Genomic DNA, 11,550 nt, shown 5'->3' with positions numbered 1-11,550 from the left:
AATTAACCTTTTACGATCCTTTATAAATCTGTTTATGCTGTGGCAACTGATAAGGTGCTGGTTGCGCTGGCTGCGCAGAAATACGGCGCAATCGGGTAAACTCATCTTTAGGTGGTATTAAGTGAAAGCCTAACAATCGTTTTTGCGCGTCAGTTAACTGCTGATAAATTTCATCCGGTGTGTTTTGTAGAAAATCAAATGACGGCTTAATAAACCATCTGGCATAACCGAGTAATAATGCCCAGCGACTATTATCAGTTACATTAGCGCCGCCGCCGTGCCATAAATTTGCATTAAAGATTAACGCACTTCCTTGCGAGCCGGTAATTAACACTTCATCCGGATGCCGTTGGCCATCGGGAGGAAAAGACGTCCAGTTATGGCTACCAGGTACAATTCGTGTTGCACCATTTAACGCAGTAAAATCATCTAATAACCATACCACGTTAGCTTTAAGGCAATAATTAACCCCCGGCAAACCGCTGTCTATGTGCAGCTGTTGGCCGGGGTAGCCTAATAATGGGCAGCGGGCAGAAATATTGTTTAGGTAATAAGGTTCGTTTTGTTGATAAGAACCTTGCTGCAAAACGGCTGATACAATAGCTAAGATGCGCGGATGCTCAAACAGCTCAAACCAATCGACTGATTTGTTATGAAGATTAAATACAACCTTCTCATTCGATTTGTCCGACAAGGTGCCCTTATCTGACGACGCCGTTGCGTAATGTTCGGCGTAATCCGTATAGTTGCTTTCCAGTAGTCGCCGAAAATACGCACATTTCTCGGCGCTCAGTAAATTTGGCACAACGACGTAGCCGTGTTTAAAAAAGTGTTCTACTGAGTCCATAGTTAAATCGCCTTGGCATAGCAGGTAATTTGCCGGCCCAAATTGGCATCAGCCAATGCTTTATAAAACTGCTGTATCGCATCGTCCTCGCCAAGCTGACGTAAATTCAGTTCAAACTGGACTCTTTTTGCATGACATATTTTGCCAATATCTCTGTCATTAACGTAGTTCTCTCCCATTAACAAAAATAGCTCTAACGGAAATGACGCTACCGCCAACTCACTGTGAAAACCACAGCCGCTTAGAAGGGCTTGCAAGGACGTTCGGCTAAAATAGTTCAGATGCGCAGGTGGCGTTACCCACCAGGGTTCCAAATTATGCAAGCGCTGAGCAGCAACCTGAAACTTATTAAATTCATTTGGTACGGTAACAATTAACAAGCCGCCATCTTTTAGCACATGCTGGCGGATCTGTTGTATCACCCTTACCGGTTCAGCTAAATGCTCTAACACATTGTTTAGCATCACAACATCGAATTTTTTTCCGGCAAAAACATCCATCGATTCGACGCCGCAGTGTTTAATATTTAATCCTTGGCTAACGCCATATTCAACCGCCTCGGCCGCAGGGTCAAAACCATAACAACTCGCCCCTAGCCCTTTAAAATGCAATAGAGCCTGCCCCCAACCACAACCAACATCTAATATTTCAAGTTCGCAAAAAGGTTTTGCCAATTGAGACTGAATAACTTTTGCCTGATCATTCCAGGTTCCCTCCCAAAATTGCTGATCGGCAAGCTGAACCTGCAACGAGGAATTATTAAAATTTTTGTAGTCGCCAGAGTAAAACTCGTTGGCATAAAAGTGGTTAATCTCCTCGGCGGTCGGCGTGGGCTTTACTTGTAAAAAACCATACTTTTCATGTGGTTTAAGTGAATAATTACCTTTATCGTTCATGTTAATACCACCCAGAGGAATCATTTAATATACGTTTTAGCACCGTGCCACCCCATATTCATTACAACATCCAGAATAGACAGCTTTGGTATAAAATCCGTGCTCTTTTTCTGTGGATAATACTGCGGTTCAAACGTTTGATAAGCCAGCGAAACCTCACTTTGCTGACTAAAACCGTCAGCCGTTAAATAAGATTCAGCACCTTGCGGCGATAAATAATGTGTGGCTGAAATAGCGTTTAACATTGCCAGCAAGCGTTCAGTGCGCACGCCTTTTATTTTTAGTTCACTTGAGCGTAGCATCTGACAGTTTATATCAATTCTATTACTAACCATCTGAATTAATGCAATATTCAACTCTGCCAGCGATATGTAGCTCGTATCATTAATCACATCCGTAAAGGCCATCAGTTCAGAGCTAAATGGGTGTCGGGCATACACTTGCTGTAGCTGTCGCACCATCTTTTCCCGCCATAATGACTGCATATTAATTTCGGTTTGCAAAATACTTTGTGACAATGTGTTGTGCTTCACAGGCACCGTTAACCAATGCGGTTTGCCATTTAACGGAATGCGGTTTCTATTGTGCCAAGATCCTTTCTGAAACTGCGCATCATCAAGAAATACAAACACATCGACACTTGCCATCAAATTAAAGTAACCGCTCCAGGGTAAGAATGTAGGCTGCATAATGGCGCATTTCATAATTTTTTTCTCATTTGCAGCACATCTTTACCTTTGAATGCATCGGGTAGCGCAGTATTGCTAAGCCTATAGTGGTGCTTGTAGTAAAACGATTGCGCGTGAGTGTTATCTTTCGCAACATGTAATACTATACTTTGCATCAACAAAGTTTGTTTAACAAACGCCTCTAACAATAACAGCGCTTTAGAGCCTACTCCACGGTTGCGTTCATCCGAATGACCAAGGTAAATCCAAATTTCGGCCTCTTTTGCCTGTTCATCAATATTTTTCACGCCAAGGCTACCAACATGGCAGCGGTTAGACAAAATACTGAACACATATTGCTCAGGTGCTGCCAGTAAATGTCGCCAATACTTAATGTGATTACTGCGCTCAGGCTTGGCTGACAAAACAAATTGCTGCCTTAATGATTGTTGTTGCAGCCAATGGTAATTTCTTCGCACATCCCAAGGCTTTACGTCGGCTAGTGTCACTGTTTCTGCCAACAGCAAAGCGCTAACAAAAGGCGCACCAAACAACACTGAAGCAGATACTTTAGGTAATGGCAGCGTGTGATATTTCATCAACTTCTGCCAAAGCTCATCAAATGTATAAAAAAGTTCAAACAAGCCATCTTGGCTCATTCGCTGCAGTGGTGTTATTTGGTTATCGGCGATAGGCATTAAAAGTGAAGGCAATTTTAAAAAAAGTCGCTCGTATGTACTGCCGCCACCGGAGCCTATAGCCAAATCTGCCGCAGTTATCAGCTCAGCCATATTACTGATATCGGTGTGCAAATGTGTTTCCACCGCCATGGTGCTTGCATAAGCTCTAACCGATGCTAACCAGGGCGCTTTTGAACTTATAACAACATCTATACGTGTCAATGCGGGCAGATTTACAGCATTGAGAACCTTAAGAACCTGTTCTGAATTATTATCTGAATCAGTTGCGCCAAAAGTCACCAGAATACGCGACAATGTATTGTCTTTACGCCGGGCAATACTTTGCGAGCGCCAATTAGCAAACTCTTGCCTTAGCAGCACATATTTACCGCCGAACAACCGCAAGCAGTGCTTTCCAACCCGGCTTGAATAATCTTGCTGGCTTACGCTTAAATTATAATCGAGCAAAAAATCGCATTCATGTCGCCTGTCAGCCAGGTCGTCAATCACCGCAAGCCGCTGGCAAAAAAACTTCGCTCGTGTTTCCCAATCTGCCCCAAGCGCGTAATGATCAACAACAATCAATACCGGCTTTAGCTTTCGAAAATAAGGTGTGCATTGGTTAATATCGTTTAACCATGTCGTACCAAGCCACGCATGATGTCTGATATCACTCTGATCAAACTCAGTTGTGGCAACGTGATGAATCGGTAAACGCAGCAGTTCAAACCCAGCGCGAATAACAAGGCTGCTGTTATTCCCGGGCAGGTCCCGGCAAATAAAAAAACAATTTGCTCCGCGCTGTTTAAATTCAGCAGCCAGCGTCAGACTGCGCATTAAGTGGCCAAAACCAATAACAGAACTTGAATCTAACCTAAATACGATGTTTAAATCCGACGAAGAATTGCTCACCCTATTCAGCACGATGCCCTCTTGTACCTAACGTGAGTTTTGAGATCGACTGGCGCGAAACATCAACTCAGCACGCTGCCAGTCATTTTCGTTATCGATATCCTGTACGCGACAGCGCTCGATAGAAACTGCCGCTGTCATGCCGTTATAAATTGGTTTCGCGTGTAACCAGGCTTCTGCTGTTCCCCAGCAAAACTGGCCAGCGTCATGAAAAGTAGGCACTAAATCCTGCGAACGTGTTCCTGAAAACTCCGGGTTGAGCATCACCAGATGGTTATTCTCGTCCAGTCGCACTGCTCGCTGTATGGGAAACTCAAACTCCGTGACCGCCAATGCATAATCGCATGAGCCATTGTTAAGCTGTTTTAATCCCATACCGATATCTTCTGGACAAATTAGCGGGGCCGTAGCGTAAATACAGCATGCCGCAGTCACCCCTGATGACGCAGACATAATAGAATTGGCTGCAGCATTTACACTTTGTATTGCATGGCGCATAACGTCAGCGGTACCTGAAAAGTCATCTGCCAGTTCAGAAGGGCGAATAAATGGCGTATCAGCACCGTATTGCCGACTTATTGCGGCAATTTCTTCGTCATCGGTTGATACCAAAACTTTGTCGAAACAACCACTAGTTATTGCAGCCTGTATCGACCAGGCTATTATCGGCTGCCCTTCGAAAAAACGAATATTTTTACGCGGGATTCGTTTACTACCGCCTCTGGCTGGAATAACAGCGATACGCATGGTCAGGACTGAGCCTTTAGTTCACTAATAGCTTGTTCCAAACTATAGCCGCAGGTTGTCAAATAATTAACTCTAAAATCTTTTTTCACGGCTAAAACATATTCATTCCACAGTGCCATAAATTTGGCAAAATAGCCTAAGGTCAACGCATCGTCCTGATAAGAGTACAGCATTGTTAACATAGGGCAATGTACATATAGCAAAGAGCCACGCAGCAGATAGTACAAATGGGCATACTTGGTTTTTTTATAAGAGAACAAATAGCGCGCTTGCTTTTTAAGTAAGCCTGCGGCACTTTCTCTACTATCAAAAGACCTACTACCAATTTCAATTAAATCGTCACAAATCACATCAAATTGTTCAAACTCTAAAGTCGCCACATCAAACTGCACAAGATCTTTAACAAAAAAATCCGCTTTTATTTGTTCTATAATCTGAGATTTATTTTCTATAGGTTTACCAATCAGCACCGACTGCTCAGTAATTGGATACGCACCTTCTAATTTTGCACCGTGCCCAACGTTGTAAAAAAACTTTTTCGGATTAGCAGCAATAATCGCTTCAAGATGATTTTTAGAGATCATCAGTAAATCAGTGGCCAACACATCTTCACCCAGATTGCCGGGCAATACATGCTTAGCACCAGTAACCAACGGGCTTTGATACTGAACCCCTTCTTTATAATAAAAACTGTGCTTTGAGTGTGTAACATTCTGCCTGCTGCCGTTATCTACTCCGACAAGATAAATCTCTTCAAATCCCATCATTGCTGCGTACGACAATGCGGTGTTTGACACAACCGGACCACAAGATGGTAGTGACGGTAATGCCTGATGATATTTTTTCAATGTTTGTAGCTGTATAAAAACCGTTGCAGATTCAGGGCCTTTCAACCCCATTCCCGCCCATTTGTACAATTTTGGAATTTCAGGGTACATGACATCAACGGTTAGCAGGTTGACATTTCTATATGCTTCTAATGGCAAGGTATCTAAAAGCACGTCATAGGTACTTTTGGTACGCTCTACAATTACGTGAAAGTCTGGCGTAACACCAACCTTTAATAAAGATGCCAAGGCACTGCCGACGGCGAGAATAATCGCACTATCTTGCACCTCTTTTAGCAACTCAACGGAAGAGTCCAGTGAAGGGCCGTTTCCAACAATAAATAAAGGAAGCTTTTGATACGGTTTTCTTAATTCGCTGTCAGCAACAAAGAATGACACGCCGTTTTCTATATTATGTATCGCATGAGCCAAGCCATCTATGTTGTCATTGTAAAAACCAAAACCGGATTGCAATTCAAAATAACGTTCAAAAAAAGATTTAATCAGTTGGTTTACATCTTTAGATGGATAATGTTGATAACAAAAACTCCGAACTAAACTAAATGCACCAATATCACCCGCTATACCGTGCAATGAATCAAAAAAATCTTTATAGGATAATCCGACCTGTATAAATAACGCACCATCATTGTTTTCAACGGTATGAATGATATCCGCCCAATCAGTGCAAAATAAGCTAGCGTAAAATAGCTCAATATCAGGCTCACAAATGAACAGATAATCAAAATGGTGCTGCTTTAGTAAAATGGGTATGTGGTAACCCAGGCCAACACCAAAAATTATTGAGCTGGGAAAATGTGCAGGCAGTTGCTCTATAAACTGAGGTTTTTCAGCATTTAAACTAGCAATAAGGTTGTCAAGCTTTGTCATAAACTGCATATGAATGCGTTTATCTGTGGTGTGCCCGCCAAAACCATAGCTGGTGTAGCTGTAATAGCCTTTCTTTGTGTTTTTGCTTACCTGTTCGCTAACCTGAGCAATGGGATCATCAGCATAAAGCGGCACACTATGCCCCTGCGGAATGAAATTCCCCATGCCTGTGCGGGTAACCAGCAACTCAAAACCAGCTTTAGGCTTATAAGCTTTCATTGATGAGGCTAACTCTGGATAGTACTGCTCAAATGCCCGAATATTAGCGTTGAAGGTCTGTTTAGAGCTTAGATTGAAATCAAGCTCGCGCTGTTTTTGCTCAACTAATTGACTATACGCAGACTCAGCTTCAGCCAGACTTTTTTCTACATCCATCATTTGTCTTTTTCTATCTTGTACGTTCTTGTGATCTTGTTGTCAGACTTTACGCCACGCAGTTGCGAGATACTATCTTTAATTTGGTAACGTTGTGCCGACAACGTATCTATTAGCTTCGCAAAATCAGTTGATAGAGCCTGCAGCCGAGGATAGTTAATAGGGGCAAGGTCAGTTGGTGCTATAAATAGCTGAGTTATTTGTTCATTTAGGCAGTTTAGTTGCTGTGCCGATGCGGTGAAGTCTTCAGCAGCAATACTCTGCTTCAGAGCAGCGAGGAGCTGCTCTGCCTGATCTAATTTATCCAACGTTAGCATGTGCCATACTACGCTCTGCTTCTGCCTGTTGCTGTGCACTTAGCGGGATTTCATCCCAGGCTGATTTTATTTCACGAAACAAACTTGCCACTTCATCAATCGCAGTCGTAGTTTCTTTTTCAACACTCGCATCAATTAAGCGTTCAATCATATAACTGTACAAAGCATAAAGATTCTGGCCCAACTCAGGTGACACAGACTCATCTAAACAAGAACGCAATGACTCAAAAATTGCCGAAGCTTTAGAAAGGCTTGCTGCTTTTAGTTCATAATCTTTGCGCTGAATAGCACCTTTAGCTAACGCTAGATTGTCCATTACGCCAGCCATAAGCATTTGAATAATTTGGTAAGGAGACGCATCAGCCATCCGCGTTTTTGTCGCTTCTTTCTGATAAAACTTTAATTTTGCGCTACTCATTGGTTTACTCCTTCAGATTATTTTTTGCTGGTAAAGCCCGGCAGTGATGCCAATTGCTGTGTAATATAGCTACCTGTACTTTGCATTTGAGCAATTAATACATCTAAACTCGCATATTTCGCACGCAGCCCGGACTCTAGCTGAGTCATTCTGTAATCATGTGATTCACGATCATTTTCTAATTGTTTCAGGGATCTATTTAAATTGTCTTCCCGAAATGTAAAACTGCCTTTTGATTCAAGGTGTGTCTCTAAGAATGACTCAAATGTTTTTGCCACACCATTTTCACTGGCAAACAACTTACCTACGCCAGTGTAATTGGATGTCAGCGCATCACTAACACTGCGCACTAAAGAACTTTTCTCTAGCGTACCGTCTTTAGTTAAACCAATTCCAACATCAAAAAGCGTTTCAAACCCACCTGCATTTGATACAACGGTAGACAATGAGCTTGTCATTTGACTTCTGAGACTGCGAATAGACGAGTCGCCATATAGAGCTGCACCGACTTGCGTATGATAATCGATAGTACCAATAGCATTGTTATATGCGTCAATAAACTCGCCGAGTAATTTCTCTACACCGCTTTTATCGTAATCAACGGTTAACTTTGCGCTTTCTGTACCTTCACTGACTTTCGTTGCCGTGATGGTCAAATCTTGGATAGCATCTTTAAAAACATTAGAGCTACTGTTTATGGCAATGCCATCAACTTCGATAATTGCGTCTTTCGCAATATCTGCTGCTGCAATTGTCAGGCCGGGTGTACCACCGGCAAATGCGGTCGTAGACAAATTATCTAATTCTGCAGTATCACTGGTGATGGTTAAGTCATTTCCTGCACCGGTAACACTTGATGTAATCACCAACTTAGACTCTGGCGATGCGCCACCGGTGTTAATGATATTGACTGATACGCCAAAATTGTCTGCTGAATTATTAATTGCAGACCGGACTTCCTCAAGGGTAGCGCCAGCAGCAATATCAATATCAAAAGTTTTCGCACCTGCAGCAATAGTTAACTTTCCGCCGTTCGCACTAACAACATCTGAAGGAGAAGTAAAAGCGGCATTAGTCGTAGCACGGCTGCCTTGAGCTAATTGGTTAACCTTAATGTTAAAGTTACCCGGAGTGGCGGTATCATTAGATGCGACAGAAATCACACTACCTGATGCAGGTTGCGTTATGGTATTGCTACGCTTGGTAAAGTTTTCAAGTTCAGCCAGCTTTTTTACAATATCCTGAAAAGCAGACAAAGAGGACTTAACAGCACCAAGACCAGACAACTCAACAGACAGGCGGGTTTTCGTTGTTTCAAAACGCTGAACCCGAGGCAGATCCTCGGCATTAACGGTAGCCTGGATAATGCTTTCCAGGTCTAGCCCTGAACCTACACCCGCTGAAGTTATTGCCGCCATAACAGCATGCTCCTGTATTCGTTATCAGGCTTGAAAGTTAATTAACGCGCCTGCCTTAGTTAAGTTATCGGCCATTTCACTGAAAGCTTGAGCCACTTTAACTAAATCTTGTGACGGGATCTCACGAATAAGCTCGTTACTGGTTTTGTCAATAACTTTGATAATTGGTGGATCGCCCAGCTCGTCAAACTCAAAGATTAATTTTGTGTTTGCTATCGGGATCACTTTATTAATCTGCTCCAACGTGTCACGAATTTGATTGTTATCAAATTTTACCACGGGAGCCTCGACCTCTTCCTGCGCTACTGCTTTTTCGTTGTCAGCTTGTTCATTCTTTACGGTTTTCACCGCCAATATCTGTTGCAAAGTTTCACGCCCTACAGACTCATCAACCGCCACTTTGTTCAGCGCATTTCTTTCTTGCAAAATGTCTGCCAGACGAGGGTCTTTGCTAACTAAAGTTTCAACAGTCATAAAAACCTCCAGAATAAAACTGTTGGCCAGTATAACACTGGCCAACTTACTATATAACTATAGCTTATCCTAACAGTGACAACGCTACCTGCGGACGCTGGTTAGCCTGTGACAGGATAGTCGTACTGGCCTGTTGTAATATCTGGTTACGCGTTAATGCAGCCGTTTCAGCGGCAAAGTCAGCATCTTGGATACGACTACGAGCACCAGATAAGTTTTCCGCGATATTCGATTGGTTACGAATAGTCGATTGAAAACGGTTTTGCACCGCACCCAACTCTGCCCGCTTTTTATCAACAACGCCAATTAACGCATCCATACCGGCTAATACGTTTTGCGCATTGGCTTGACTAGATACACTAATACCGGTTGCTCTGAACGATGCAGTAAAGGTTGTGGTAGAAGGAGTCCCGATAGCAGAGACGCCTGACGCCAGTTTTGCTAACGTATTGCCACCTACCGTAGATGCCACGTTTGCAATACCTGACAGTGTAAAACCACCGTTTGAACTTACGCTACGACCAGCGGCAGTACCACCAACGTTTTTCATACTGAAACCGATAGTCTGGACAGCATCTGCACCCACCTGGAAGGTGGCTTTATATGAACCATCAAGAATATTCTGACCGCCAAATGTGGTGTCTTTTGCGATACGGTTCACTTCAGACATCAGGTTACGAATTTCGTCCTGAATAGCTAAACGGTCGGTATCAGTATTAGAACCGTTAGCCGCTTGCTGCGCCAGAGTACGTACACGCTGGAACGATGATGTAATTTCTTCCATCGCGCCTTCTGCCGTTTGCGCCAATGAAATACCGTCGTTAGCATTTCGGATACCTTGGTTCAAACCATTGATTTGACCAGTTAACCGGTTGCTGATTTGTAAACCTGCAGAATCGTCTGCGGCACTGTTAATGCGCAGACCTGATGATAAACGTTTAAACGACGTATCTAATGCAGTACCACTGTTCATCAGTTGGCGCTGGCCGTTTAACGAGCTCACGTTAGTATTGACATATAAAGCCATATGTAGCCTCCAATATTAAACATTACTGCTTTGTACTTCAGCGGTTACCCCACCACTGAGTTAAACAGCATAAGTCTTATGAATTAATCCGGCTGGTTACCCCGCCATCCGGTTAATACAAGGTCACTAATACAGTTTCCCTATAACTTGTATCGGCGAGACAAGATAAACCTTTAGGATTTTTTTTAATTTTTTTTGATTTTATTTTAAAGGCGGAAAGTAGGAAGGAATATAGCTACAAAACAAATACTTAACTAACATAAAACTTTCTAAAAACTTGAAGGCACCACTTTAAAAAAATATTTCTACCGGGAGTCGGCACCAAATCACCAAATGAAGGTTTTCACTCTATGTGGTTAGATCAGATGTTTCAAAACAAAACACACTTAGCCTTGCCACTATTTCAACGGTGCAATCTGCATTGATACCTTCAACATTACCCCATGCTGAAGGCATCTTCGTTAGCTGACCACTCCGCGCTTAGCGTATTAATTTATTAGCCCTGTAACAGACTCAATGCGGCTTGCGGACGCTGATTTGCCTGTGACAATATCGTTGTTGTGGCCTGTTGTAAAATCTGGTTACGCGTTAGCATTGCAGTTTCTGCTGCAAAATCCGCATCTTTAATACGTGACTTAGCGCCAGATAAGTTCTCAGAAATATTTGACTGGTTACGGATAGTTGATTGAAAACGGTTTTGTACCGCACCCAACTCGGCCCGCTTTTTGTCCACCACCGCAACTAAAGCATCCATACCTGCCAGCACGTTTTGTGCGTTCGCCTGACTTGATACACTTATACTTGTTGCACGGAACGACGTTGCAAACGTTGTTGCCGTTGGTGTACCAATCGCTGAAATGCCCGAGGCCAGTTTTGCCAGTGTTTGTCCACCCACCGCCGATGCAATGCTGGCAATACCTGACAATGTAAATCCACCGTTTGAACTTAAACTTCTGTTCGCAGCAGTACCACCCACGCTTCTCATACTAAAACCAATAGTTTGAACCGCGTCTGCACCTACCTGGAATGATGCCTTGTAAGTACCATCAAGCA

Annotated in this window: 12 protein-coding genes; all 12 read right to left on the bottom strand. The window is 43.0% G+C overall.

What is annotated here, in order from left to right:
* Positions 1-10: 10 nt before the first annotated feature.
* Positions 11-847, bottom strand: coding sequence for a phytanoyl-CoA dioxygenase family protein (locus H595_RS0119830; protein WP_027672685.1), 837 nt, complete (start codon positions 845-847; stop codon positions 11-13).
* A 2-nt stretch (positions 848-849) separates the two neighbouring features.
* Positions 850-1,743 carry a class I SAM-dependent methyltransferase gene (locus tag H595_RS0119825; RefSeq protein ID WP_027672684.1) on the bottom strand — a complete coding sequence of 298 codons (894 nt, stop codon included), beginning with the start codon at positions 1,741-1,743 and terminating at the stop codon, positions 850-852.
* Positions 1,744-1,763: 20 nt separating this feature from the next.
* Entirely contained in the window at positions 1,764-2,447 is a 684-nt protein-coding gene (locus H595_RS0119820) for a WbqC family protein (protein ID WP_027672683.1), read from the bottom strand.
* Positions 2,444-4,015 (bottom strand): UDP-2,4-diacetamido-2,4,6-trideoxy-beta-L-altropyranose hydrolase, encoded by a 1,572-nt coding sequence (pseG, locus tag H595_RS23660; RefSeq protein WP_084153676.1) that lies wholly within the window; start codon positions 4,013-4,015, stop codon positions 2,444-2,446. Before pseG ends, H595_RS0119820 begins: the two co-directional genes overlap by 4 nt.
* A 15-nt stretch (positions 4,016-4,030) precedes the next feature.
* On the bottom strand, positions 4,031-4,750 hold the full coding sequence (pseF, locus tag H595_RS0119810) for a pseudaminic acid cytidylyltransferase (RefSeq protein WP_027672682.1): 720 nt from the start codon (positions 4,748-4,750) through the stop codon (positions 4,031-4,033).
* A gap of 2 nt (positions 4,751-4,752) precedes the next feature.
* Entirely contained in the window at positions 4,753-6,843 is a 2,091-nt protein-coding gene (locus H595_RS23140; protein ID WP_051220012.1) for a motility associated factor glycosyltransferase family protein, read from the bottom strand.
* A complete protein-coding gene (locus tag H595_RS0119800) occupies positions 6,843-7,160 on the bottom strand; it encodes a hypothetical protein (RefSeq protein WP_027672681.1) in 318 nt (105 codons plus the stop codon). Before H595_RS0119800 ends, H595_RS23140 begins: the two co-directional genes overlap by 1 nt.
* Positions 7,144-7,578: a flagellar export chaperone FliS gene (fliS, locus tag H595_RS0119795; protein ID WP_027672680.1), complete on the bottom strand. Its 435-nt coding sequence runs from the start codon at positions 7,576-7,578 to the stop codon at positions 7,144-7,146. The genes H595_RS0119800 and fliS overlap by 17 nt, the downstream gene beginning before the upstream one ends.
* Before the next feature lie 17 nt (positions 7,579-7,595).
* Positions 7,596-8,996, bottom strand: coding sequence for a flagellar filament capping protein FliD (gene fliD, locus H595_RS0119790; RefSeq protein ID WP_027672679.1), 1,401 nt, complete (start codon positions 8,994-8,996; stop codon positions 7,596-7,598).
* A gap of 24 nt (positions 8,997-9,020) precedes the next feature.
* Entirely contained in the window at positions 9,021-9,470 is a 450-nt protein-coding gene (locus H595_RS23655) for a flagellar protein FlaG (RefSeq protein WP_156886046.1), read from the bottom strand.
* 64 nt (positions 9,471-9,534) lie between these two features.
* A complete protein-coding gene (locus H595_RS0119780; RefSeq protein WP_027672678.1) occupies positions 9,535-10,497 on the bottom strand; it encodes a flagellin N-terminal helical domain-containing protein in 963 nt (320 codons plus the stop codon).
* A 496-nt stretch (positions 10,498-10,993) separates the two neighbouring features.
* A partial coding sequence (locus H595_RS0119775; protein ID WP_027672677.1) for a flagellin occupies positions 10,994-11,550 on the bottom strand: 557 nt, incomplete at its 5' end.

Source organism: Rheinheimera baltica DSM 14885 (assembly GCF_000425345.1).
Taxonomy (GTDB): Bacteria; Pseudomonadota; Gammaproteobacteria; order Enterobacterales; family Alteromonadaceae; genus Alishewanella; species Alishewanella baltica.
Note: the sequence above shows the minus strand (reverse complement) of the source record. Positions and strands in the feature narration are given on the sequence as shown.

Coding starts and splice junctions, on each gene's coding strand:
- H595_RS0119780 (WP_027672678.1), bottom strand. CDS start 10,497: ATGGCTTTATATGTCAATACTAACGTGAGCTCGTTAAACGGCCAGCGC.
- H595_RS0119830 (WP_027672685.1), bottom strand. CDS start 847: ATGGACTCAGTAGAACACTTTTTTAAACACGGCTACGTCGTTGTGCCA.
- fliD (WP_027672679.1), bottom strand. CDS start 8,996: ATGGCGGCAATAACTTCAGCGGGTGTAGGTTCAGGGCTAGACCTGGAA.
- H595_RS0119820 (WP_027672683.1), bottom strand. CDS start 2,447: ATGAAATGCGCCATTATGCAGCCTACATTCTTACCCTGGAGCGGTTAC.
- H595_RS0119825 (WP_027672684.1), bottom strand. CDS start 1,743: ATGAACGATAAAGGTAATTATTCACTTAAACCACATGAAAAGTATGGT.
- H595_RS23655 (WP_156886046.1), bottom strand. CDS start 9,470: ATGACTGTTGAAACTTTAGTTAGCAAAGACCCTCGTCTGGCAGACATT.
- fliS (WP_027672680.1), bottom strand. CDS start 7,578: ATGAGTAGCGCAAAATTAAAGTTTTATCAGAAAGAAGCGACAAAAACG.
- pseF (WP_027672682.1), bottom strand. CDS start 4,750: ATGCGTATCGCTGTTATTCCAGCCAGAGGCGGTAGTAAACGAATCCCG.
- H595_RS0119800 (WP_027672681.1), bottom strand. CDS start 7,160: ATGCTAACGTTGGATAAATTAGATCAGGCAGAGCAGCTCCTCGCTGCT.
- H595_RS23140 (WP_051220012.1), bottom strand. CDS start 6,843: ATGGATGTAGAAAAAAGTCTGGCTGAAGCTGAGTCTGCGTATAGTCAA.